Source organism: Paenibacillus dendrobii, from assembly GCF_009807035.1.
In the GTDB taxonomy this organism is placed as follows: Bacteria; Bacillota; Bacilli; order Paenibacillales; family Paenibacillaceae; genus Paenibacillus_AQ; species Paenibacillus_AQ dendrobii.
Genome location: NZ_WUBI01000007.1, coordinates 92,628 through 115,494, shown reverse-complemented (window position 1 = coordinate 115,494; position 22,867 = coordinate 92,628). Strand labels below are relative to the sequence as shown.

Sequence of the window (22,867 nt, the reverse complement as noted above, 5' to 3'; positions counted from 1 at the left end):
CGTCCATAACTGGACGGCTTTTCGTTGATCTCAATGTTACTTTCTCAGCGATTTCATGATCAGACCAAAATTTTCTTCGAAATCTTTGTACGGATTTACATTTTTTTGGCCATGAATTTTCGAAGCATAACTTGCAAAGTTCAGCCCGGCACCGTAAATCTGTAATGCTCCATTTGCCAAATCGCCTTTTTGAATAAGCTCAATTCCATCCTTTAGGAAGTTTTCACTTTCGTCATAGTGACATTCCGTAATATATTTATCTCCGGAGTGATATAACTTTAAATTTTCGAGGATTTTATTTGCTGTTTCTTCGCTAATCGAAGCATCTACGTTCATTAATAATTGGTTAATAGGTTTTACCAGCTTAGCATATTGGCTATCATATTGATCACAGGTATCAGCAATTGCAGTTCTTAATTCTTTTGCGTTCATATGAATCTTCTCCCAACGTTTTTAGTTTTCTATATCTTAATTCGAATTGATTTCCAATAGTATTCTTCCTCTAGCGTGTCCTGTTTCACTTTTTTCATGCGCTTCTTTCACTTCATACCATGGATATACATGTTCAATTTCCGATGTGATTTGACCGTCAGCAAGTAAGTGGGCAATGGTTTTTAGATTGTCCATTGTTGCTTGTCGGGTATTGAAATGGACTTGGATGCCGATTTCCTTGGCTCTCTCTGCAGAAAGAGGCTGTGTGAGGCTAACTAATGTCCCGCTTTTTTTCACGATTTTCCAGGATTGCTCCAGCGTATTTCCACCCACAGCGTCAACAACTAAATCGAATTCATCTACAACATCTTCGAATGCTGTTTTGTTATAATCAATGACCTCATCTGCACCTAAAGACTTCACGAATTCGACGTTATGGGTTGAAGCTGTACCCACAACCTTTGCCCCGCGCCATTTGGCGAGCTGCACAGCGAATTGTCCTACGCCTCCAGCAGCAGCATGAATCAGTACTTTTTGATTCGGTTGTAAGTTCCCTTCACTAAATAATGCTTTCCATGCAGGAGCAGCACCTGCTGTTATCGTAGCCGCACTTTCATAAGTCAATCCGTTTGGCATAGGCAATAGATGTTCTTCAGTGGAGAGCGTATATTCCGCATAACCACCATACATAGAAGAACCGAATACAGCTTGACCAACTTCAAAATTCGTGACCTGTGCTCCCACTTTTTCAACGACGCCTGAAAAGGATCCTCCAGGAATATAAGGGAAGGATTTGGGAAACACACGATGTAAGAGCCCTTTACGCATTTTCCAGTCAAAAGGAGTTACGGTTGCGTATCGGACTTTGATTAGAATCTCATTGTCTTTTGGTTCTGGGAGCTCGATACGTTCATGTTTCAGAACATCCGTATTTCCATATTGATGTACTCTAATGGCATTCATTACCGATGAAGACATCGTAGCTCAACTCCCTATTTCATTTACCAGCTGGTATATATTAAGGCCTAGTCATATACTATAGGAAAGGAATCATTAATAAAAGTAGTAACATTTTTATAACATAGTCACAAAAAAAGGACTATTGTATAAGGGAGGCATTTTTCATGAGTCTAAATAAAAAAATAAATTCGAATTTACCTGAAAATAAATGCTCCGTCTCGTATACACAGCGATTAATTGCCGGAAGATGGAAATTAGTCATTATGTGGCATTTGAGCCAGGAAACCAGACGTTTCAACGAACTTCAAAAGCTTTTACCTGGTGTATCCAAAGGAATTCTTACCCGGCAACTGAGGGAAATGGAAGATGACGGGTTAGTTCATAGAGAGGTCTATAAAGAAGTCCCACCCAAGGTTGAATATTCATTAACAAAAGAAGGACAAGAATTCCTCCCGATCCTCACAAGTATGGGGAATTGGGGAGCAAAACATAGAGAAAAACTAGAGCAAAAGAAAAACAATAAATAAGATTTACTGATGAAAATCCAAAATCCAAACCCAGCTCATGTATTAGAATAAATGCATCTAATTACTATAATGAGAGAATCGATGCTGCGATGGAGCGGGCATTAGCAAAAAGGAGACACCTCCATGAGATGCCTCCTTTTGTATCTTTAAGCCTTTAAGAAATTCGCATCTGCATACGCAGGGTTCGGATATTTGTAAAAACCTTCGCCGGAGCCTTGGCCCGTCTTGCCTTTGTCGAGGAACTCGGCTTTCAGGATATCGGCCATTTTCCGGAATTTATTATCCGGTGAGGCATCTGCCTGGGCTTTGCCAAGGGCAATATTGTAGGCCGTTTGTATGCCGACGACATCCAGAATAGCGAAAGGACCCATTGGTGCGCCGGTTGCAATCATCCATGTTTTATCGATGGTTTCGGGATCTGCAATGTCATTGATCCATAACATCTCGGCCGCGTCCAGAAATGGAACCAGCAGGGAGTTCAGGATATAGCCAGGCTGTTCTTTTTTGATGTGCAGGGGAACCATGCCGATGGAGGCTGCAAAATCGATGATTTCCTGTTCGATGTTCCGGTCCGTACCCGGATGTCCCATGATTTCGGCCGTGTTGTTCTTCCATACCTCATTGGCAAAATGCAGCGCAAGGAATTTCTCCGGTCTTCCCGTGAACTCCGCAAACTGGCTTGGAACCATGGTGGAGGAGTTGGTGACGAAAATTGTTTTTTCGGGAGCCAGCAGAGCCAGTTGCTTATAAAAGCTCGTCTTGATGTCCACGACCTCCGGAATAGCCTCAATGATTAAATCCGCATCCTTAACCGCTTCACCCAAATTCGAGCTGAACGTTAGGCGCTGGAATGCAGCCTTGGCTTTCGCTTCATCTTTGAAGTAATCCGCATATACCTTTTGAAGACCGGCAAGGCGTTCCTTTGCTTTTTCAAGTGCTTGATCATTGATGTCGTAGACGCTAACCTGGTATTCATGAAAAGCAGTTTGAAAAGCAATTTGACTGCCTAATACGCCGCTTCCCGCAACGGTAACCTGTTTAAAATCCATCGTTATCTCTCCTTTAGAGCTGACTCTAACAGTATGTAAACATTATCCCCACATTCCAATCCGTATTATTCGAGGTGTTAACAGTAGCGGGATCGGACCTGACGAAAAACTTTCGAATCACGATTCACGATATATATTGATTCATTTCCGTCTCTATTTCATCAGCTGGAATATAGCGAACAATAGGTACGGTCCAAATGTTCTGCCAGCAAATCTTCCTTACGGATAAAGCAGGAATGCAAAAGAGCCGCCTTAAGGTTCATTGACCTTTGAGGCGGCTCTTTTATTGTTTTCAATTAACCCAACATCCCAATCAATAAGATCCCGCAGAACACCACAATGGAGGTCGTGATCCGCTTCAATCCCTGCTGCTCCTTCAGGAGAAGCACTCCCAGGAACGTCGCAAATACAGTACCGATTTCACGCAAAGGACTGATGTGAGCCATTGGCGCTTGCTGCATCGCGAAGAGGAAGAGCAGATAAGAACCTGGGTTGAGAATCGCTCCCAAAAAAATGGTGGACCGGTTCTTGCGCCACTCCTGCCGCAGGCTGCCGGAAGCCAGGACCAGAGGAGTCAGGCCCAAGACGAAACCGATGTTGGTCACTTCGAGCAGTGCAACGGGAGAGACGTGCTCCAAATTCAGTTTATCCACGAATACATAGCCGGTCGTACATAACCCCACGCATAGCGCTAAAGCAAAAGGTTTCAAACTTTGCGGCTGCGTATTTGCATTCTTGCGGCGCGGGCCTATTCCGCTGAGAAGGAAGAAGCCGCCGAGCATAAGGATAATGCCGGCCCATCCGAAAAGGGACAGCGACTCTTTCAGGAAAAGAACCCCGATGATCGGGACCAGCAGCGTGCTGGTTCCCCGCATGATCGGATAGATTTGCGATAGATCGCCGAGTTCATAAGTTTTGGATAATAACCAAGAGTACAAAGCCTGTAGAGCAACGGACAACAGCAGCAATCCGTACGCACTCCAGGATAGAGGATGCTTCCACAGCTCCATAATCAAGACGGGAAGCAGGATCACGGCTGGAATCATCATGATCGACCACAGAAAAACGCCTTTGTTCAAACTCCGTTTGGTAAACATGCTCCAGACGGCATGTGCCATACCGGAAGCGAGTACGAGTAGTATAGGTAAAAGCATGAATGCAAGGCTCCTTAGAAGTTAATTTTCGTCGTCGCCGGGATGGTGAACAGGCTGCTCGGTAACCACTGAGCCGTCTTCAAGACGAAGCCAGGTCGTAAAATCGGCTTCTCCGGCCTTCAGGCGAATGATGCGAGCTCCGCGCATGAAGCCTTCTCTGCCATAGGTGTTATAACCGGTTGCCCGGCCATAGCAAAGACGGATACCGTGCAGTTCGCCATAATAATCGTTAACGTGATCATGCCCGCAAAACGTGCCGACGACATCGCCCATTTCGAGCAGTGCCGTGAACAGTCCCGAATTTACGGGAGCACAGCATACAGGCTCATACTTGTTTCCGTAGCAGGTTTGCGTATCCCATACTTCCTGATACTCAGGGACTGGAATATGGAAGAAGGTAAGTGCAGGCAGCTTGCCGGCCTGCTTCGCCGGATTCAGACGTGCAGATTCGCTCACCAGCCAGTCGATCTGATTGCGTCTTACCCAGTTGTAGTAGGGTACATGCTCTAGAGGCGAGAGATTGCCAGAGTCCAAGAAGTACAGATTGGCGGCAGGATTTCCTTCTGCATCCACCAGCTCGACCGTGAAGTTACCTTCGCCGGTAATCTCCTTTGGACCGGACTCCGCCACGGTATGCGGGAGCGATAAAGCAACCTGCATGAGTTCTTCCCGCGTGATACGGTTTTCCGTGTCATGGTTGCCGAAGACGACAGCCCAAGGAATCCCGCGGTTTTCTACTGTTGCAACGGCGTCCTTGAAAGCTTGAACCGGATTCTCGCATTCGCTATAACCGGGTGATACTTCCCCGGTATAGATGACATCCCCTGTAAAGACGACCATATCCGGTTTCTCTGCATCCAGCGTTCGTTCCATCAGCGCGCGGGTACGATCATCTTCGGGTTCGCCATTTTTCCAATGAAGATCGGTAAATTGTACTATAGTAAAAGTTCCGTCCTCGCGGAAAGTTAATTTTCTGCTCAATTTTGTTTCCCCCTTGTAAAATTAATCGTTGCAATTATGTTGTTTTATGTTAATTCATGTTGTTTTCGTGTTGATTGTATGCCTTGTATTACATGTTGTCAATTCTTTTTTGAAATATTGTTAAATCTACGTTAAAACGAGATCTATAGCATTTCATATTGAAGATATTCGAAGTTTGACAAGATTCATGATGAGCTTATACACTGAGGGAAAACAACAACAAAACACAACATGCAATAGGAATGGTCAAGTAAGGAGGAATATTCATATGTCCCTAACCTATGAGGAGCGCCGGCAAACCATTCTCGCCCAGTTAAGCACGGAAGGGAAGGTGCAGGTGCACGCCTTGGCTGGACTGTTTCATGTCTCCACGGAGACGATTCGTCGTGACTTGGACCGGTTGGAAAAGGAAGGCAGGCTGCGAAAGGTATACGGAGGAGCGGTACAAACCCGTTCGGAGCGGATTGAGCCGACTTTTATCAAGAGATCCCAAATGCACCAGAGCGAAAAGCAGGCGATCGGTAAAGCGGCCGCCGCGCTGATCGGAGAAGGGGAAACCATTCTGCTGGACAATGGAACGACAACGCTTCAAATTATGCGGGAGTTGAAGGATCGGGCGGATGTCACAGTGATCACTAGCTCCGTACCTATTTTGGCAAGCGCGATGGAAGGATTTCAGGGAAAAGTGATCTTTGCGGGCGGCGAGGTAAATATGAGCTACCAAGCGGCGACAGGGGCGATTGCTCATCAGCTGCTGGATCAGTTTAAAGTGAATAAGGCGTTCATTTCGGCAGGGGGAATTTCCCTTGCGGATGGCATTACAGAGTACAACCTGGAAGAAGCTTTGCTGTCGCGTAGAATGATGCAGCGTACCGAAGAATCCATTTTGGTTGCGGATCATTCCAAATTCGGGGTCACTACGTTTGCGCAAATCGCCCCAATCGAACATATATCCATGATCGTAACGGACCCCGGTTGTTCCCAGCAATGGATTGATGCGCTGAACAGACTGGATGTGGAGGTCTTGATCGGCAGTTAACAGCTGATGATGAGAACGGATGGAAAATGTTTGAAATAGGAAAATTGTTATGTTAGGATAAAGGCAATTCATTATGAACGGAGGGTTACGTATGTTGATTTTTTTTCCGGTTTCTCTTTAAGCGAATGATTTCATGCTTGAAGTCTGTGCTTTTTTGCGCAGTAATCGGAAAGGGTCAACATATGGCAGCCGAAAACTCACTTTAGTCATCTCTAATTGATGGATAATTTGTGAGTTGTTTTGACGGAATGTCACCATTGGAGGATCATGTCCTCTTTCTTTTCCATTTCCGATTACGACGTATAGAAAGCGCAGGCGAGAAAGCCTGTGCTTTTTTGTATTCTAATCTTGCGGATTATGGGAGGAATAGAACATGAACGAACGGTTATTGAAAGTAAATGGAATTGACCTATGCACGGAAGGCTTCGGAGATCCGAAGGATCCGGCTATTCTGCTGATTATGGGTGCAACAGCATCCATGATATGGTGGGAGGATGATTTTTGCAGGCGGCTAGCGGGGAGAGGAAGATTCGTCATTCGTTATGATAACCGCGATACGGGACGGTCCATGACATACGCGGCAGGCCAGCCGGAATACACGTTTGATGATATGGCGGATGACGCGATTCATATCTTGGATGAGTATGGTATTGAGAAAGCTCATGTGGTGGGGATGTCGATGGGCGGTATGCTTACGCAAATGGTCGCTTTGAGACATCCGAAGCGGGTTCTAAGCGTGACACTACTAGCGACATCCAATTTTGCCCCGGAACTTCCGCCCTCGGAAGAGAAGGTCGACCGTTTTTTTGAAAATGCGGGGGAAGTGGACTGGACGAACGAGGCATCGATTGTCGAGTTTACAACAGCAAAATGGAGGGTTCTAAGAGGCTCAAAGCATTCGTTTGATAAGGACAAGATAGCCCTTTTGGCGAAAAAGGAGTTCAGACGCTCCGCCCATCCGGCTAGCATGATGAATCATGCGCTCGTATCCGGTGGTGAAACCGATCTGGTGAGAACGAATGAAATTGATGTGCCCGCGCTTATCGTCCACGGGACGGAGGATCCGATTATTCCCTATGAGCACGGGGTTCATCTTGCCGCTGTCATCCCGGATGCGAAGCTTCTGACGCTGCACGGAACGGGCCATGAACTTCACGCTGATGACTGGGATACGATCATCCAGGCCATCGAAGCTCATACGGCTTCATAAAAATATTTCCAAGGTTCATCCTCTCGCTTTGCGGTTATAAACGTTGTAGCAGACGCTGCAGAAAAGATAAAATAGAGGAGGAACCAATCATGGAAACCAATGTAATGATGACAAAGGTTCAAACCGTAAGTACGGCAGGGGAAGTCCGGGCGCAGGTGGATAAATTCGTGGCTGAGGGATACAGTACGGACCGCATTTATGTTCTGGCTCATGACAAGGATAGAACGGACCGCGTAGCGGACCAAACCGGCACTGAGCAAATTGGCATGGACGAAGAAGGCATGGGTACGGCAATCGCCAACATCTTCCGATCCCGCGGGGATGAACTTCGCGCGAAGATGAGATCCATGGGGATCTCCGATACTGATGCGGAACGTCTGGAAGAAGATATGGACCGTGACCGAATCGTTGTCATCGCCTGGGGCGGCAAAGAGTACGACAACGATGATTTTGACCCGACGATTACGTACTTCCCATATATGGTTTAAGAGTTCGGAGAATTGAAAAAGAGCTTGTCTCAGGTCATTGAGGCAAGCTTTTTTTTGTGGAAATCATAATCCCGTTATGTCGGCCGCTTGGAGCACCATCAGTATGAAAATGCTGATGTTTAGAACCATTCACCATCCAGAGGAATCCGGACCTGATCAGTCAAGTGCTCGGCATCGATCCGTCCTTTCAGGTCTGCTCTCGTGGTGAAGCAGTGATTGATAGCTTCCATGTGAATGGCAGCGATTTTCGTATAGGGAGCGTACCGGCATAAGCTGACCACATCGTCCTCATTCATAATGATCGTTCCGCCTTCGATGAATTTGGCGCCGCCGGCATTAACCAATGTATACTCCGGATGATGCTCATCCAGGACCCGCTTCACATCTTCGCACCAGATCGTGTCCCCGGCGATATAGAGAGCGGGCTCGCCTTCAGCCTTGAAAACATAGCCGGATACCTGGCCCATGAGCCGGCCGATTTTGCCTGTGCCATGTTGTCCGGTCGTGCGGAAAATCATTGTTCCCTTGTAAGTTAAGCTTTCATGTACTTCTGTTACGTCAGTAAAACCGACCTTGCGAACCGCCGCCTCTTCGCCCGGCTGGCACAGGATCAGCAGTGATTTGTCCAAAGCCTCTACCGCCGCCTGGTCCCAATGATCGGGGTGTAAATGTGTTAACAGGACTGCATCCGGTTTGAGCCAGCTTTTCACGGTGAAAGGAATTTGAGACGGTGAATCATTTCGCATTGGATGAAGTGGATTTGCGGATTCTGGATCTTTTAATTGAAGATTCAACCCGTTCTTACAAGGATATTGGCGAGCTCGTTCATTTAACGGGGCAGGCGGTCGGGGCGCGCGTGCGCAAGCTGCAGGATGCCGGCGTGATCGAAGGCTACACGCTGCGTTGGAATCCGAATAAAATCGGGTTGGCGGTGCATGCCTTTGTTACCGTATTCCTCAAATCGAACAGCGCCCATCAGCTCTTCCTATCCTTTGTACAGGAACATCAAGAGGTGGTCGAAATGCATCGGGTTAGCGGAGAAGGCGGCTGTTACTGGATGCGGGTCCGGGTGGGCTCGCCTCAGGAGCTGAACGAGCTACTGGACGATATTTTAAATTACGGGAATTATAAGGTGAGTCTGTCCATTGGCCAAATGAAATAGAACGCAAAAGTTCCTTTACGTGGAACGCTCAGCCAAGCATATTGGAACGATGCCCGAGCATATTCCGGGTCATTCATCATGGTGGAGTTAATTAAAAAGAATGTGGATACAAAATAAGTCGCTGGCAAAGATTCCAGGCGGCTTTTTTGTGCAATGTTCATTCGTCATTCTTACTATGAGGGGATGTTCAGAAAATGTTCAGAACGGGTATGTACAATAGGAGTATCGTACTCACGGGATGAATCATTTCATACATGTCTCGGAAAATGAGAGGAGCCGTTGGATGAACAAGCCATACTTAGGAGAGATCAGAAAGTTTACCGGAGAATCGGCTCCGGCCGGATGGGTATTTTGTAATGGGCAGGAGCTTTCGGTGGAACAATATCAAAGCTTGTATGCCGTGATAGGTGCAGCTTATGGGGGCGATGGAGTAAATACGTTTAAAGTTCCTGAGCTTCCCCAAGTCAAATGCTTTCGAACACGGGAAAATACTGCTGTACAACAGCAATTTATGATAGCAACTGAAGGATTGGTTCATGAATGGAATGAACTGCGTTTGACATAATCGTCCTGGCATAAGATAATTGACTAGTCAACGGTTGTTATATCAACTAACGGGGTGATACGGTGGGATCTAGAGTATTTGACAATATAGGGGTCTTGATTCATACCGTTGATTTGGAGATCACGCAATATTTGAAAAAGCAGCTGGCTCCCTATCAATTAGCCCCGGAGCAGCATCTGATTCTGGCTCTCCTTATGGAAGGGGAAGGCATGTCGCAGAACTGCATTGCTGCGAAGCTCGGGAAAGATAAATCCAGCATTACCCGGATGATTTTTAGCCTTGAAGGCAAAGGATATATCCGGCGGGTAGGATGTCCGAATGATCGCCGCTCTGTGGAAGTGTACCTGACCAATAAGGGCAGAGAGCTTAGAGAAGTAGTGAATACCATCAACACAGCCACCCGTGAGCTGTTAAACAAAGGGTTGACGGAAGAAGAAACCTCAGAGCTGAGAAGGCTGCTTGGGAAAGTGCGCGATAATGCGCAGCAGGTATAACCTTGGGCTTTGGAAGCATACTAAACAAACACATATTGGAGGAATGACAGAATGAAAGTTGTAGCATTGGTAGGGAGTATCCGCAAAGATTCTTACAACGTGAAGCTTGCCGAGTATGTAAAGAATAAATACAAGGAACAGATGGAAGTGGAGATTTTGAACATCCGCGAGGTTCCTTTTTACGATCAGGACATTGAGAACGACCCGCCTGCACCTGTTAGAGAGCTGCGTGAAAAAGTAGCTGCAGCAGATGCCGTTTTATGGGTAACTCCTGAGTATAACTATTCGATTCCAGGCGTTCTGAAGAATGTCATCGATTGGCTGTCCCGCGGCGACCGCGTCATGGTTGGCAAGCCTTCTTTCATTATGGGGGCTTCCATGGGGCTTATGGGTTCGGTACGCGCTCAAGAGCATCTACGTGACATCTTGTTCTCGCCAGGCGTCAATTCTCCGCTGCTTCCGGGCAACGAAGTGTACGTAGGCATCGTTCACGAGAAAATGGATGAGAACGGCGATATCAAAGATGAAGCAACAGTGCTTTTCCTGGATTCTGTCATCAACAATTTCGTGAAATGGTACAACCAGCAGGCTTCTATTTTGAAATAAAGAAGCTCTTTTAGGACCCGGTGGCTTTTGCTGCCGGGTTTTTTGCTGTCGTTGGACGGTTTTTAGTCATAAAAAGCACTCCTGAAAATATGGTATAAAGGACTCCTTATAACAATCATAGGTATCATGACGTAGATTGAGGTCGAAAGGAGGAAGAATAAAGAAGGGTTTCCTCGAATGATAGCGAATCATGAAAAGTGGATTTTTAACTTTAATTCCATGTTAAGGGAGGGGATTCAATGACAGGATTTTTGATTGTACTTTACATCGTGGTGTATTTTGTGGTTTGCGGAGCTTACTTTCAACTTGCGAAAAAAGCGGACAGGAATGACATTGCCTGGTTTGCGTTCGTTCCGATTCTGAATTATATTTTGCAATTGAAACTGATTAATATCAGTGCATGGTGGGTTCTGATCTATTTGGTTCCAATTGTAAATATCGTGTTTGCGATTATTTGGCAGGTTAAGCTGTTGAATGCTTTCGGGAAAACGGGAGCTTACGTTTTATTCTCCATCTTCTTGCCCCCGGTATATACAATTTTGTGGATTGTTTGGGGTTATTCCAGCAAAACGGAGTACGACCTTTAAGATCCCCCCTTCCTCCGGGACCAGGTGTTACTTATTAAGTGTTACCAACACACACTTACATAATGAAACGGCGGACTCCACGCATGTCGGATGATCTGCCGGATCAATAGATAGCTGAAAATGCACTTAGGGCAAGGATGAAAAGCCGCCTCCACAGATGGGGCGGCTTTTGGTTTTAACATTAGTAAACCTCAAGCTCATTGATTGCAAAATGTTTCCACTGCAAATTAGCCTGCTTTACAAGAATACGGAGTCCTTTTTTTCCATTCACTTCAGAGAAGCTCAATCGTTTCTTTTCGGTTGTATCATTATTGGAGGACCAGAAAAGTGTGCCGGATGTGGCTGTCGTGGTCCAACCCGTTATGCCGTCATCGGAGGTCTGAACTTCAAAGTCGGTGATCCCTTGCCCTTGACCAAATGTGGAGTTGAGCGCAACCTGGCTGAATGCTTGGGGTGTACTCCAATTCAGGGTTATACTTTGCGGGAATGTAGGGTTATTCGTGCTTTGATAGGTTGTCCGCATATTCGCATCAGCCAGATTAGCTACCGGATAGATGCCGTTTTGGGATGAAGCAGTCAAGGTGGCCGTCAAAGCTTTATTGACTGCACCGATCGTAAATGAGTCGATATCAGGTGCAGAGGCGCTGTCGTTAAAGAAGCGGATCGTGTTAAGACCGGAATTCAAGTTCACTGAAGCTGAGACTGAAGCTTTACTGCTCCAAGAGCCACTGTTCAGAGCGGATAACTGAATGGGTATACCGTTATTAACTTGTACGAATAAATCCCGATTCTCCCCGGAAATATAGCCAATTTGGATTGGGTAGTTTCCTGCAGAAGGCGCATAAATATCCTTGAATTCAGCGTAATTCTCAGGACCATTTCCAATATATCCGGCTACACGTTTGCCTGAGGCAGCATTTGTTTCGTTAACCTTGGCGTTTCTGTATAAATAAGCATCCTCACCTTCCCGATAGACTGAGAATAATGGATAGTCAGGTGCTTTTTGATAAGCTCTGAAATAATCAATCTCAAATTTCTTGGGGTAGGGAACACTTGGGTCCAAAGCGCCTGTCCAGCCGCCATTACGTTTTTCATAGAGGCCAAGCAAGGTCATCATCGGATAATTGGGACTTTGATTCATGATCTTCACCAGCTGATTATCTAGATAAAATTTCATGTTCGTCTCATCCCATTCGAATCCGTAGACATGATATTCCTGGGACAAGTCTGCCCCCGCGGAAACCGTATTGCTTGAAGAAGAGAGGGTGGAGTCACTCCAAGGATGCAGATTGATTAAATCAGAAGAAGGATTTCTTCCCAGGATCTCAAAGATGTCTATTTCTGCATTCATTTTGGTATTGCCGGTCGCGTTATCCTGATCCTGCTGGAAACCAATCATCCACCAGGCGGAATGAATACCGGAGCCTTTTTGCACTTTGGCTCGTATTTCGAAATATCCGTATTTTTGCAGGAAGTTCTGGACGGTGGGCTCATGATGGTTATTGGCACTGTAGTTGGTCCAGCGGTGGAGCCAGTCCTTTTCACCGGTTTGAATACCTGATATGACGGTACCAGCATCTTTTACCGGGTCCCATGGCTGCATTTCTGGGGTAATTTTAAGCACAAGATTGCCATTTTGAAATTCGTAATTTGCCTTGGTGAGTTCGCGGGTGGACCAATGCGGAAGATAGTAGGGGAACCAAAGCTGCTGATTCAATTCGGTTCCGTTAAACTCGTCGCTTGCGGTAAGTATCCATCCGGGCTTGCCGACAGGGTTGGCAGGAAAGTCAGCAGCGCTTGCGGAAGGAGCGACCATGGCCTCGATGGCCAACATCATACCTGCGGCACATATCGTTCCCAGAAGTGGTTTGATCCATTTGCAGTTCATTATGTTCCTCCTCAAAATGAATTAAGATTTTTATCTGATCTCAATATAAAGCGCTTCCAATTTGGAGGAAAGAAAGTATACTACGATATTTGATCCAATACTACGGTATCGATATAAAATCGATTGGTTTAGCCGCACTTTCCCGTTACAATAGATGGCAGGAATTGCAAGGAGCAATAGGCAATCAGGAGTGGAACCTTATCATGAGATTCAATATATTATTCAGACCCACATCCATCCGAAGAAAAATCACGACTTACTTCTCTCTCATTTTTATCCTTCTCATCGGCATGTTGGGTTACATTACCTATCATATGTTCAGTACGACGCTTACCTCCGAAGTGATCAGCTATACGTCCAAAATCGTAACGGAGGCAAGGTTGAACGTGGATTCCTATTTTAACCAGATCAAGACGCTTGTGCAAATTGCTGCGGGACAGTCTGTGATACAGGATGCTGTAAGCGGTTACGATGGTGACGATGATCAGCAAAGGCTGATTCGACGTCGCTTGGTTGAGGATCGTATGAAAGATATTTTACGCTACAATCCAAGCATTAAAGACGTGGCTGTAATCAAGCCATCCGGCATTGTGTATGAATATTCCGGAAGCACGGTAAGGAGTGACTATTCTTTTTATAGCCAAAGCTGGTTTCCAACGTTTCAGAATGAGTACTTTTTCAAAGTTCATTTTATCGGCATACACCCTCAGGATTACTATTTTAATCCGCCAGATTCATCGGAAAAGGTAATTTCGGCTGTGGCGCCGGTGTTCGACTTTTGGAACCCGTCCAGAAAGGACGGCACGAGTGTCATGTTCAACCTCAAGCTGCAGGAGATTCAGGAATTGACGAAGGAGAGCAAGCTGGAGCAAAACGGTTTCTTTCTCATCATGGACGATGCAAATGAATTCGTATTCAAGCCTTCGGAGAATAGCATTAGTGCAGAGCTGCAATTGGAAATCGCTACCCATGTGGGAAAAGGAGAGGGAAGATTTAACGTGGGGAGCGGCCAGCACACATTTCTGGGCGTTTATACAACCTCCAAGGTGAACGGGTGGAAAATTATAGCGATGATTCCGATGCAAGAGATTCTGGCTCATAACGATAACGTCAAAAAGCTAATATGGGCACTACTTGCAGCTACTATTTTAAGCGTTATTATGATATCGGTGTTCGTGTCGTCCCGGATTACCCGTCCCATTACTGGTTTGATGCGAAAGATGAGTGCTGTGCAGCAAGGAAACTTTGATCTAAATCTGTACGACGACAGTTCGGTGGAGATGCAGAAGCTCACGACGCGGATTATGCGGATGATCAAACGGATTAACCAGCTGAATCATGATGTCTTTTCCTATGCCATCAAAACCAAAGAGGCCGAGATTTCGGCGTTGCAATCCCAAATCAATCCGCATTTTCTGTATAATACACTGCAATCCATCAAGTCGCTCGCGATCTGTGACCGCAGTGAAGATGTCAGTCTTATGGTCACGCTGTTAGGCGATGTGATGCGTTACTCCATTTACCAGCCCAATGAACTGGTCGTGCTGTATAGGGAGCTTGATCATGTCAAGGCGTATCTGCAAATCCAGAATTACCGTTACCCGGATAAAGTTCAATATGAGTTTGCCGCAGACGAGCGGGTTTTACATATGAAGACGCCCAAGCTGCTCCTTCAGCCTATTGTAGAGAATGCAATCCTCCACGGATTCAGTGGTAGTCGCAAGGGAACGATTCGGATAACGGCTCATCGGCTCCCCGGGGGAGTGGAAATCGTTATCGAAGACACTGGCTGGGGGATGAGCACCGAGCGGCTAACGGAACTGCGCGGGTTGCTTCATCAGGAGGAACCGCCTGGGACGGAACATATCGGGATTAAAAATGTGCACGACCGTATTAAGTACAAATATGGGGACGCTTATGGACTGATCATTGAATCCGAAGAACGGCTGGGCACCAAAGTTACATTATATTTACCAGAGATGGGGGAGGAACATGCTTGAGCTTGTGATGGCAGATGACGAAATACTGTCACTGCTCATGCTGGAAAAAATCCTGAATTGGGAGGAGTTCGGCATTGCGATTGCGGGAACGGCGACCGATGGTCAACAGGCGCTTGAACTCATTCTGGAGCGGCGACCGCAGCTTTTGATTACGGATATTTGCATGCCGGAGCTGGATGGCTTAGAGCTAATTGAGAAAGTTCGGACTGAAATACCTGGAATGAAGATCATCTTGCTCAGCGCACACGGTGAATTTGAATATGCCCAGCGGGCCATTGAATGCGGCGTGTTCGGCTACTTGCTGAAGCCGTTGGATGACGAGAAGCTGCGGACGTTGGTCGGGCGCGCGGCAGAACAGATCCGGAAGGAGCAAGCCCAAGACCCTGATTTTGCTGTGAACCGTAAATATGCTCTGGAGGGATCGGAGAATTATCATGTGCAGAAGGTGAAGCATTTCATAGAAATGCATTATAATCGCAATTTGACAATGGAGGAGATTTGCACCGAGATATGCATTAGCAAGAACTACCTGTCGAATTTGTTCAAAAAAGAAACGGGCGTAAATATCTGGGATTATGTGACGCATATCCGCATGGAAAAGGCGAAACGCCTGCTCAGGACGACAGCGATGAGAAATTATGAAATCGCCTTTGAAGTTGGATACGAGAATCCAAGCTATTTTACGAAGGTGTTCAAAAAAACGACAGGGATCATGCCACAGGAATACCGTGATTTGAAAGTCGATATAGGTTAGGAACGGGCCGCGAGCGACGCGGTCTTTTTTCTTGATCGGCTAGAAACGATGGAGATCTTAATAGACATATCGTTTCTTTCATCTTGTAAGCGTAGTATTGTTGCAGAAACCGTAGTTTCAAGACTTCAGGCAGAGGGCTGCGCCGGAGTACGATAGTAATGTAAGCGATATCGTAAACAACCATAGCTTGATTGTAGGAGGGGTATCATGAAAAAAATAGTAACCGTGTTCTTAAGCTTGCTGATGCTCTCATCTCTGGTACTGTCGGGATGCGGGAAATCGGACGATACAGGCTCCAACAAAAATTCAGAGGGCGGGTCTCAGTCAGAGAAAAAGGTCAAAATCCGCATCATGGGTTACAACAAAGAGGAGACGCGGAGGTCTTATCTGGATTACCTGAAAGAGAAGCTTCCTAATGTGGATATCGAATTCCAGTTCGTGGATTTGAAGTCCTTCGAGAACATGCTCCGTACGCAGTTGGCTGCAGGGGAAGGACCGGATATTTTTGAAACGAGCGGAAGCGGTGCGGTTTACGCAAATGCGGGTTATGTCGAAGATCTGACGGATGCTTCCTTCACCAGTAAATATAATGATACAGGTCTGATGCGCTATCAAAGTAAAGTATATACGATTCCGCTTCAATCCTGGTTCGAGGGCATCTGGTACAACAAGGATATTTTCGAAAAATATGGACTGACACCTCCGAAGACCTGGGATGAGTGGATGGACATTCACGATAAGCTCCGTCAGGAAGGTATCAAGCCGCAGGCGATGGGTGCGAAATCCTGGGAGCCAATGATGAAGCAGTCAATGGGAATGCTGCTGAACGAATTTTACTCGAAACCGGAAAACAAGGATTTTGACACTGCTTTCTCAGATGGTACGAAGGCAGTGAGCGGACAATGGAACGATGCGGTCACCAAGTGGACGGAGACCATTCAGAAGGGCAACATTACGAAGGATATGCTTGGAGTCGATTATGATCAGGCACAGGATGAATTTGCAACCGGTAAAGCGGCGATGTGGGAATCCGGACCATGGGCGGCGGAAGCGCTGAAGCAGAAGAACCCGAATCTGAACATGGGAATGTTCCCGATTCCGGGCCTCACGGCGGGAACGGGCTGGCTGATCGGCGGGCCGGGAAGTGCCTTTGCGGTCAACAAGCAGTCCAAGCACAAGGATGTGGCGATGCAGATTATGGAGCTGACAGCGACGCAGGAAGCACAGCAGGCCTTGATTAAGGACAATTTCGGCAGTTCCTTCCTCAAGGGCGTTGAGGTTGAGCTGCCCTCGGAATATGCGGATTCAGCTGCAGCCTTCAAAGAAGGTCATGTCTATGCACCGTGGATTACTTGGCCGTTTGGGGCGATTGCAGAGGATTACGGCAAGGCACTCCAGGAAGTGCTCACCGGAGCGAAGAAAGTGGATGAAGCACTGCAGGTGCTGGATAACAAAGCAGAGCAGCAACGAAAGTCATTGAAGGGCAACTAAATCGATGTAGGGGGATATCTCGGGAACCGGCCCCGGATATCCCTGATTTTTTCTTAGCCAAGAAAGGAATGAGAACAACATGACACGAAAACGGGAATTTGCCTTTTTGCTTTTGATTGTGCCTGCACTACTGTTTTACTTTATTTTCTACCTATATCCGGTGATATCCACCTTCGCACACAGTTTTACGGACTGGTCGCTGCTTCAGAGAAGTATCCACTTTATAGGGTTGGATAATTACAGACAGCTTTTCAATGATGATGTGGTGCTTACCGGGATTAAAAATTCCATTGTTTATGCGGTGATTATGACGATTGTGCAGAATGCACTGGCCGTGCCGCTGGCTGTGGCGCTCGATAAAAACCTGAGGTCGAAAAATGTGCTGCGGATGGTCTTTTTTGCTCCGGCTGTTCTTAGTCCTCTGGTGGTTGGATTCTTGTGGTCCTATATTATGTCCTCGCTGGACTACGGCCCGCTTAACCAGATGCTGTCCCATTTGGGCCTTGGTTCAGTTAACTGGCTTGGAGAGCCGAAGCTTGCGCTTTACTCCGTGATTTTGACGCAGGTATGGCAGTGGACCGGATGGGCTATGGTGATTTATCTTGCGAATTTGCAGGGTATTTCCAAAGAACTGTTCGAGGCGGCCCATATCGATGGCGCGAATGGTTGGAAAACATTCTGGAATATTACCCTGCCCTTGCTCGTCCCGTCTATCACCATTAATACGGTACTTAGTATGATCGGCGGTTTGAAGGTATTTGATATTATCTTCTCCATGACTTCCGGGGGACCGGGACATGCAACGGAAAGCATAGTGACCGTACTGCTTCAGCGGGCTTTTACGGATAGCCAGCTCGGATATGCATCAGCGCTGGGCGTGTTGTTCTCCCTGTTTGTCATGGTGGTGACGCTTTTGCAACTGCGGCTGATGAAGCGATGGGAGGTGTCATAAGGTGAGTATGAAAAAAGCCCAAAGGCCTTACTTGCTGGAGCTGAGCCTAATTATTTTGGCTGTTATTGTGGCGCTGCCCATATATTACTTGCTGGTGACTACGCTGAAAACTCCGGAGGAAGCGGCAGCCAGTCCGCTGGGACTTCCTCATCACTGGACGTTTGGCAATTACGCCGAGGCATGGAATATGATGCGTTATCCGAGGGTATTTACAAATAATTTTATAATCACTTTCTTTTCCCTGATCGGATGCACTCTTCTGCCCTGCATGGCAGCGTATGGTTTCGCCCGTTCCCGGAGCCTAATCGGCAAGCTTTTATTTGTGGCGGTCATTGCCGGTCTGGTTGTTCCATTTCAGATTGCACTCATACCTTTATACAAACTTATCAGCACATTGCATCTGATGAATACCTTGTGGGCGGTCATCATTGTGAATATATCTGTCACGATTCCCTTTAACGTCTTTCTGTTTATTAATTTCGTCAAATCGCTGCCGCTGGAGGTAGAGGAATCGGCATCCATTGACGGCTCGGGTGTCATTGGTACTTTCTTTCGAATCGTGCTTCCACTGATGCAGCCTGTTGTTGCTTCAGCGGCGATCCTCAATTCGCTGACTTTTTGGAACGATTTTATGGGACCGCTGTTGTTTTTGCAGACCAGGGATAAGGCCGTTATTTTGCAGGAGGTATACCGGAATATCGGGCAATTTTCCACGAACTGGACAGCCTTTTTTCCGATGATGGTGCTGGGTGTTGCGCCTTTGCTGATTTTCTATATCATCATGCAGAAATATATTATTAAAGGTATTGCGGCTGGATCTGTCAAAGGATAAGGTGTGCTTAAGACGATGAAGGAGAGTGAACCATGAATAACAACACCGTGATCCCGCTGCTGCCAGGTGAGCGTTGGTGGGGAGGACGAGCCTCGGATGGCATGAGCATGCCGTACGGAGCTGCCCTTTTCGAAGGAGATTTGACAAAGACTCTGGGCATGAATCAGGCGGCGCCGCTGCTGGTTTCCAGTTGCGGAAGATACGTATGGTCGGACGAGCCCTTTGCCTTTTCGTTCACTGGGGGAGAATTACATATTTTCAGGGGCAAATCGGAAATGACGATGGCGGAAGGATTAGAGGACCTCAGGGGGGCTTTTGCCGGGGCTGCCGGGAAGCACTTTCCCGCAGCGGGTTCATACCCGGATGAACTGCTGTTCACAGCACCTCAATATAACTTATGGATTGAGCTCTTGTATGAACCTACTCAGGAGAAGGTGCTCGCCTATGCCAAGGCGGTTCTGGATCAGGGCATGCCGCCAGGCGTGATCATGATTGATGATAATTGGCATGAGCCTTATGGGACATGGCGCTTTCATTCCGGACGGTTTCCCGATCCGAAACGAATGGTCGAACAGCTGCATGAGATGGGCTTCAAGGTTATGCTCTGGGTATGTCCCTTCATCAGCCCGGATTCGAGGACTTTCCGTGAATTGGAAACCAAGGGATACCTTCTTAAGGACTCGCTTGGTCATACGGCGATCCGGCACTGGTGGAACGGATACAGCGCAGTGCTGGATTGTACTCATGAAGGAGCCGTTTTCTGGTTTCATCAACAGCTCGATATCTTACGTACCGAATATGGCGTCGATGGGTTCAAGCTGGATGCCGGGGATATTGAATTCTATGAAAACGGCGACCAGACTGCTTCTCCATCCGCCAGTCCTCATGACCAGTGCGAGGCATGGGCGCGCATCGGCCTCCGGTATGCATTGAACGAGTACCGGGCCTGCTGGAAGCTGGGCGGGCAGCCGCTGGCGCAGCGGCTCAGGGACAAGCTGCATGCATGGGACAGCAATGGCCTGTCTGCGCTGATTCCGGATGCCCTTGCGCAAGGCTTGCTTGGTCATCCCTTTGTATGCCCTGACATGATCGGGGGCGGGGAGTACGAACATTTTCAGCGGCATTCCGATTCCCTGGACCAGGAGCTGTTCGTCCGTTCCGCGCAGTGTGCGGCATTATTTCCGATGATGCAGTTCTCGGCCGCACCTTGGCGTGTGCTGGATGCAGAGCATCTGGGTTACTGCGTGGAGGCTGCCCGTTTGCACAGCCGTTTGGGCGGAGAAATCTTGAACCTCGCGAAGCAGGCGGCCAAGGATGGAGAGCCGATGATGCGGCATCTGGCATATTCCTATCCGGGCATGGGTTATGAGGAGATCAAGGATCAATTCATGCTGGGTGAGCATATTCTGGTTGCTCCTGTTCTGCTTAAAGGATCGGTAAGCCGCGAAGTCACAATTCCGCCGGGTACCTGGAAGGGCGACGATGACAGCGTAGTTCAAGGGCCGTGTACACTGGAAGTTGATGCGCCGCTCAGCAGGCTGCCTTGGTATCGGAAGCTAGCCGAAGCGTAATGATAGAGTACTGTGCATGCCGGCATGAATAGGGTATTTCGTTTTGAGAACGGACGATACATGGAATGATTGTACAAAAAAGCTGAACTTGTATGTGATCTAGCACATCAAGTTCGGCTTTTTTGATGTGTTATGCAAAAAAATCCTTCATAACAACGGACTAAAATGTCGATATAAAATTCATCACAATGTTGTTGTCCAGTTTTTGAGTCTTTTGTCAACGTAATAATCTGTGAATGGCAAAACGCTGGTGGATTAACGGCAATGAACTTCAAAGAATATAAGGTGGTTATCATGAAAAGAAAAAGCAGTCTGGTCTTCAAATCGATCATTGTCTTGTCGGTATTGTTCTTTTTGCTGGAAAGTATATTGACGATGCTGGCCCAATCGCAGATGAAGACTCAGCAGTTCACGGAACTCTCCAATTTGGAATGGGCGCTGTATAACATCATAGCGGAGGATATCCCGTATATCGAAAAGGCAAAAACGCTGCTTGGCTCGGATGCATTGATGAAAGACGAGCAAATTCAGCAGGTACAGAGACGACTGGACAGCATGAAGAAGCATAAAATGATTTCCAACAGCTACATCTACATGCCGGACATCGAAGGGAGTGGGGACACCACGAAACTTAAGCTCATTCTCGGTAATCAGGAGCTTTATGATTCGGGTCTAAAGCCCGGAAATGTGTATGAAGCCGAGGGTGCATTAGAGGATGCTTTAAAAGAAATGGATAAGGTCGGCTATGCTACATCCAAGGTCTATTCTGATGATTATGGGAAATGGGTCAGCGTTGTCAACACGGTGGAGGACAGCAGCGGCAAAAGAGTCGCCATCTTCGGCGTCGATTTCAACTTCTCCATCATCTCGGATCAGCAGAGTGCATACACGATTAAGACCAGTATCATTGGCTCGGTAGTCGCACTCGTGTTTATTCTGCTCGTGATCTTTATGGTCAGAATTACGCTGCGTCCGATTTCTGAGTTGTCTAAACTCAGTATCCGCGTTGCGGACGGAGACCTGTCCGTACAGGCTCCCGTTAAAAACAAGGATGAGGTTGGGGTTCTGTCGGCTAATTTCAATACGATGATCGGGAATATCCGACATTTGATCGAGAACGTTCAGCAGACTTCTGAGAAAGTGACCCAGTCTTCCAAGGCACTGGCAGCGAGCGCAGATCAGACCTCAAGAGCGACGGAAGAAATTACCCGTTCCATTCAGGAGGTTGCAGGAGGCTCTGAGACACAGATGCAGTCTGCTATTGAAAGCCAGGTGGCGATGGAGGAAATGGCTGTCGGCATTCAGCGGATCGCGGAGTATTCTTCCCTTCTGTCCGAACATGCCCAGGAAGTCGCCCGGAAGGCGGAAACAGGCAATCAGGTTGTGCAGCATTCCGTAGATGAGATGAAAGGCATCCATGCAACGGTATCCGAAACCGTAGATATTTTGAAGGAACTCGAAATGCGTTCCCACGAAATCGAGAAGATCGTAGCGATTATTTCAAATATTGCAGGTCAGACGAACCTGTTGGCGCTTAATGCTTCCATCGAAGCGGCAAGAGTAGGGGAGCACGGCAAGGGATTTGCAGTCGTTGCGCAGGAAGTACGGAAACTTGCCGAGCTGTCGGGCGATTCCTCCGAACGAATCTCCAGCATGCTGAACGAGATCGCCTCGTACGTAAGCAGAGCCTCTACCGCCATGAATGCGAGCATGAACCAGGTTGTGAATGGTTCCGAATCGGTGCAAAAAGCCGGAGAGGCATTTGACGAAATCGTGACTTCCCTGCAAAGCGTGAATGAGCAGGTGCATGAAGTATCCGCATCAGCCGAGCAAATGTCTGCCGGAAGCGAACAGGTTGCCGCTTCGCTTGATGAGCTCGCTCGGATCGGCCGAAGCGCATCAGGACATTCGCAGAGCGTTGCTGCATCCTCCGAGGAGCAGATGGCTTCCATGCAAGAAATCGCCAGCTCCGCTACTATGCTCCAAGGGATGGCCGATGACCTGGAGAAGGAAGTACGCGTATTTAAATTGAAAGCATAAACGGAATGTAAAACAAGCCATCCAATCGACGGGTGGCTTGTTCTTTGCTAAGCTTGGCTCAATAAAAAACGGCCGCCAAGAAGGA

23 protein-coding genes are annotated in these 22,867 nt (G+C 47.3%); 16 read left to right on the top strand and 7 right to left on the bottom strand.

Annotation, left to right across the window (positions count from 1 at the left end; translation table 11 throughout):
• Nucleotides 1–36 precede the first annotated feature (36 nt).
• Together GRF59_RS27805 and GRF59_RS27800 are read right to left on the bottom strand one after the other, a co-directional pair.
• Nucleotides 37–432, bottom strand: coding sequence for a hypothetical protein (locus GRF59_RS27805; RefSeq protein ID WP_160500988.1), 396 nt, complete (start codon nucleotides 430–432; stop codon nucleotides 37–39).
• A 36-nt stretch (nucleotides 433–468) separates the two neighbouring features.
• Nucleotides 469–1,410: an NADP-dependent oxidoreductase gene (locus GRF59_RS27800; protein WP_160500987.1), complete on the bottom strand. Its 942-nt coding sequence runs from the start codon at nucleotides 1,408–1,410 to the stop codon at nucleotides 469–471.
• A gap of 146 nt (nucleotides 1,411–1,556) precedes the next feature.
• On the opposite strand from GRF59_RS27800, the gene GRF59_RS27795 reads away from it, so the two are divergent.
• A complete protein-coding gene (locus GRF59_RS27795) occupies nucleotides 1,557–1,919 on the top strand; it encodes a winged helix-turn-helix transcriptional regulator (RefSeq protein WP_160500986.1) in 363 nt (120 codons plus the stop codon).
• A gap of 146 nt (nucleotides 1,920–2,065) precedes the next feature.
• Here GRF59_RS27795 and GRF59_RS27790 read toward each other — a convergent pair whose 3' ends face one another.
• The 3 genes from GRF59_RS27790 to GRF59_RS27780 all read right to left on the bottom strand — a co-directional run bounded on the left by GRF59_RS27790 (nucleotide 2,066) and on the right by GRF59_RS27780 (nucleotide 5,103).
• The gene (locus GRF59_RS27790; RefSeq protein WP_160500985.1) at nucleotides 2,066–2,968 is read right to left on the bottom strand and encodes a 3-hydroxyacyl-CoA dehydrogenase; all 903 of its coding nucleotides are present in this window, start codon (nucleotides 2,966–2,968) and stop codon (nucleotides 2,066–2,068) included.
• A 296-nt stretch (nucleotides 2,969–3,264) separates the two neighbouring features.
• Nucleotides 3,265–4,122 (bottom strand): DMT family transporter, encoded by an 858-nt coding sequence (locus tag GRF59_RS27785; protein WP_160500984.1) that lies wholly within the window; start codon nucleotides 4,120–4,122, stop codon nucleotides 3,265–3,267.
• 21 nt (nucleotides 4,123–4,143) lie between these two features.
• Nucleotides 4,144–5,103 carry a metallophosphoesterase family protein gene (locus GRF59_RS27780; protein WP_160500983.1) on the bottom strand — a complete coding sequence of 320 codons (960 nt, stop codon included), beginning with the start codon at nucleotides 5,101–5,103 and terminating at the stop codon, nucleotides 4,144–4,146.
• A gap of 268 nt (nucleotides 5,104–5,371) precedes the next feature.
• Between GRF59_RS27780 and GRF59_RS27775 the strand changes: the two genes are divergently transcribed.
• The 3 genes from GRF59_RS27775 (at nucleotide 5,372) to GRF59_RS27765 (ending at nucleotide 7,840) form a co-directional block, all read left to right on the top strand.
• Complete coding sequence (locus tag GRF59_RS27775) at nucleotides 5,372–6,142, top strand: DeoR/GlpR family DNA-binding transcription regulator (RefSeq protein WP_160500982.1); 771 nt, start codon at nucleotides 5,372–5,374, stop codon at nucleotides 6,140–6,142.
• Nucleotides 6,143–6,515: 373 nt separating this feature from the next.
• Entirely contained in the window at nucleotides 6,516–7,352 is an 837-nt protein-coding gene (gene mle, locus GRF59_RS27770) for an alpha/beta fold macrolide esterase (protein WP_160500981.1), read from the top strand.
• Nucleotides 7,353–7,441: 89 nt separating this feature from the next.
• On the top strand, nucleotides 7,442–7,840 hold the full coding sequence (locus tag GRF59_RS27765) for a YflT domain-containing protein (RefSeq protein ID WP_160500980.1): 399 nt from the start codon (nucleotides 7,442–7,444) through the stop codon (nucleotides 7,838–7,840).
• A gap of 119 nt (nucleotides 7,841–7,959) precedes the next feature.
• On the opposite strand, the gene GRF59_RS27760 is transcribed toward GRF59_RS27765, so the two are convergent.
• Nucleotides 7,960–8,550 carry an MBL fold metallo-hydrolase gene (locus tag GRF59_RS27760; protein WP_341480150.1) on the bottom strand — a complete coding sequence of 197 codons (591 nt, stop codon included), beginning with the start codon at nucleotides 8,548–8,550 and terminating at the stop codon, nucleotides 7,960–7,962.
• 20 nt (nucleotides 8,551–8,570) lie between these two features.
• On the opposite strand from GRF59_RS27760, the gene GRF59_RS27755 reads away from it, so the two are divergent.
• The 5 genes from GRF59_RS27755 to GRF59_RS27735 all read left to right on the top strand — a co-directional run bounded on the left by GRF59_RS27755 (nucleotide 8,571) and on the right by GRF59_RS27735 (nucleotide 11,254).
• The gene (locus GRF59_RS27755; protein ID WP_160500978.1) at nucleotides 8,571–9,002 is read left to right on the top strand and encodes an AsnC family transcriptional regulator; all 432 of its coding nucleotides are present in this window, start codon (nucleotides 8,571–8,573) and stop codon (nucleotides 9,000–9,002) included.
• Between the two features lie 283 nt (nucleotides 9,003–9,285).
• Nucleotides 9,286–9,567: a phage tail protein gene (locus tag GRF59_RS27750; RefSeq protein ID WP_160500977.1), complete on the top strand. Its 282-nt coding sequence runs from the start codon at nucleotides 9,286–9,288 to the stop codon at nucleotides 9,565–9,567.
• A 62-nt stretch (nucleotides 9,568–9,629) separates the two neighbouring features.
• Nucleotides 9,630–10,061 (top strand): MarR family transcriptional regulator, encoded by a 432-nt coding sequence (locus tag GRF59_RS27745; RefSeq protein WP_160500976.1) that lies wholly within the window; start codon nucleotides 9,630–9,632, stop codon nucleotides 10,059–10,061.
• Between the two features lie 51 nt (nucleotides 10,062–10,112).
• Nucleotides 10,113–10,667, top strand: coding sequence for an NADPH-dependent FMN reductase (locus GRF59_RS27740; protein WP_160500975.1), 555 nt, complete (start codon nucleotides 10,113–10,115; stop codon nucleotides 10,665–10,667).
• A gap of 239 nt (nucleotides 10,668–10,906) precedes the next feature.
• Complete coding sequence (locus GRF59_RS27735; RefSeq protein ID WP_160500974.1) at nucleotides 10,907–11,254, top strand: DUF5684 domain-containing protein; 348 nt, start codon at nucleotides 10,907–10,909, stop codon at nucleotides 11,252–11,254.
• Nucleotides 11,255–11,435: 181 nt separating this feature from the next.
• On the opposite strand, the gene GRF59_RS27730 is transcribed toward GRF59_RS27735, so the two are convergent.
• Nucleotides 11,436–13,142, bottom strand: a complete 1,707-nt coding sequence (locus GRF59_RS27730; RefSeq protein WP_160500973.1) for a family 16 glycosylhydrolase — start codon at nucleotides 13,140–13,142, stop codon at nucleotides 11,436–11,438.
• A 203-nt stretch (nucleotides 13,143–13,345) separates the two neighbouring features.
• Here GRF59_RS27730 and GRF59_RS27725 point away from each other — a divergent pair, with 203 nt between their 5' ends.
• From GRF59_RS27725 to GRF59_RS27695, 7 genes are all read left to right on the top strand, one after another.
• Nucleotides 13,346–15,142 carry a cache domain-containing sensor histidine kinase gene (locus GRF59_RS27725; RefSeq protein ID WP_160500972.1) on the top strand — a complete coding sequence of 599 codons (1,797 nt, stop codon included), beginning with the start codon at nucleotides 13,346–13,348 and terminating at the stop codon, nucleotides 15,140–15,142.
• The gene (locus GRF59_RS27720; protein WP_160500971.1) at nucleotides 15,135–15,896 is read left to right on the top strand and encodes a response regulator transcription factor; all 762 of its coding nucleotides are present in this window, start codon (nucleotides 15,135–15,137) and stop codon (nucleotides 15,894–15,896) included. Before GRF59_RS27725 ends, GRF59_RS27720 begins: the two co-directional genes overlap by 8 nt.
• Before the next feature lie 207 nt (nucleotides 15,897–16,103).
• The gene (locus GRF59_RS27715; RefSeq protein WP_160500970.1) at nucleotides 16,104–17,387 is read left to right on the top strand and encodes an ABC transporter substrate-binding protein; all 1,284 of its coding nucleotides are present in this window, start codon (nucleotides 16,104–16,106) and stop codon (nucleotides 17,385–17,387) included.
• A 79-nt stretch (nucleotides 17,388–17,466) separates the two neighbouring features.
• Nucleotides 17,467–18,339: a carbohydrate ABC transporter permease gene (locus GRF59_RS27710; RefSeq protein ID WP_160500969.1), complete on the top strand. Its 873-nt coding sequence runs from the start codon at nucleotides 17,467–17,469 to the stop codon at nucleotides 18,337–18,339.
• Nucleotides 18,340–18,346: 7 nt separating this feature from the next.
• On the top strand, nucleotides 18,347–19,171 hold the full coding sequence (locus GRF59_RS27705; RefSeq protein WP_160501006.1) for a carbohydrate ABC transporter permease: 825 nt from the start codon (nucleotides 18,347–18,349) through the stop codon (nucleotides 19,169–19,171).
• 32 nt (nucleotides 19,172–19,203) lie between these two features.
• Nucleotides 19,204–20,742 (top strand): glycoside hydrolase family 31 protein, encoded by a 1,539-nt coding sequence (locus GRF59_RS27700; RefSeq protein ID WP_160500968.1) that lies wholly within the window; start codon nucleotides 19,204–19,206, stop codon nucleotides 20,740–20,742.
• A 294-nt stretch (nucleotides 20,743–21,036) separates the two neighbouring features.
• Nucleotides 21,037–22,782 (top strand): methyl-accepting chemotaxis protein, encoded by a 1,746-nt coding sequence (locus tag GRF59_RS27695; RefSeq protein WP_160500967.1) that lies wholly within the window; start codon nucleotides 21,037–21,039, stop codon nucleotides 22,780–22,782.
• Nucleotides 22,783–22,867 lie beyond the last annotated feature (85 nt).

Excerpts from the sequence above, each read along its gene's own strand:
- GRF59_RS27700 (WP_160500968.1), top strand. The coding sequence starts at position 19,204 with ATGAATAACAACACCGTGATCCCGCTGCTGCCAGGTGAGCGTTGGTGG.
- GRF59_RS27695 (WP_160500967.1), top strand. The coding sequence starts at position 21,037 with ATGAAAAGAAAAAGCAGTCTGGTCTTCAAATCGATCATTGTCTTGTCG.
- mle (WP_160500981.1), top strand. The coding sequence starts at position 6,516 with ATGAACGAACGGTTATTGAAAGTAAATGGAATTGACCTATGCACGGAA.
- GRF59_RS27735 (WP_160500974.1), top strand. The coding sequence starts at position 10,907 with ATGACAGGATTTTTGATTGTACTTTACATCGTGGTGTATTTTGTGGTT.
- GRF59_RS27800 (WP_160500987.1), bottom strand. The coding sequence starts at position 1,410 with ATGTCTTCATCGGTAATGAATGCCATTAGAGTACATCAATATGGAAAT.
- GRF59_RS27725 (WP_160500972.1), top strand. The coding sequence starts at position 13,346 with ATGAGATTCAATATATTATTCAGACCCACATCCATCCGAAGAAAAATC.
- GRF59_RS27805 (WP_160500988.1), bottom strand. The coding sequence starts at position 432 with ATGAACGCAAAAGAATTAAGAACTGCAATTGCTGATACCTGTGATCAA.
- GRF59_RS27765 (WP_160500980.1), top strand. The coding sequence starts at position 7,442 with ATGGAAACCAATGTAATGATGACAAAGGTTCAAACCGTAAGTACGGCA.
- GRF59_RS27720 (WP_160500971.1), top strand. The coding sequence starts at position 15,135 with ATGCTTGAGCTTGTGATGGCAGATGACGAAATACTGTCACTGCTCATG.
- GRF59_RS27730 (WP_160500973.1), bottom strand. The coding sequence starts at position 13,142 with ATGAACTGCAAATGGATCAAACCACTTCTGGGAACGATATGTGCCGCA.
- GRF59_RS27715 (WP_160500970.1), top strand. The coding sequence starts at position 16,104 with ATGAAAAAAATAGTAACCGTGTTCTTAAGCTTGCTGATGCTCTCATCT.
- GRF59_RS27710 (WP_160500969.1), top strand. The coding sequence starts at position 17,467 with ATGACACGAAAACGGGAATTTGCCTTTTTGCTTTTGATTGTGCCTGCA.
- GRF59_RS27775 (WP_160500982.1), top strand. The coding sequence starts at position 5,372 with ATGTCCCTAACCTATGAGGAGCGCCGGCAAACCATTCTCGCCCAGTTA.
- GRF59_RS27785 (WP_160500984.1), bottom strand. The coding sequence starts at position 4,122 with ATGCTTTTACCTATACTACTCGTACTCGCTTCCGGTATGGCACATGCC.
- GRF59_RS27740 (WP_160500975.1), top strand. The coding sequence starts at position 10,113 with ATGAAAGTTGTAGCATTGGTAGGGAGTATCCGCAAAGATTCTTACAAC.
- GRF59_RS27705 (WP_160501006.1), top strand. The coding sequence starts at position 18,347 with ATGAAAAAAGCCCAAAGGCCTTACTTGCTGGAGCTGAGCCTAATTATT.
- GRF59_RS27750 (WP_160500977.1), top strand. The coding sequence starts at position 9,286 with ATGAACAAGCCATACTTAGGAGAGATCAGAAAGTTTACCGGAGAATCG.
- GRF59_RS27790 (WP_160500985.1), bottom strand. The coding sequence starts at position 2,968 with ATGGATTTTAAACAGGTTACCGTTGCGGGAAGCGGCGTATTAGGCAGT.
- GRF59_RS27795 (WP_160500986.1), top strand. The coding sequence starts at position 1,557 with ATGAGTCTAAATAAAAAAATAAATTCGAATTTACCTGAAAATAAATGC.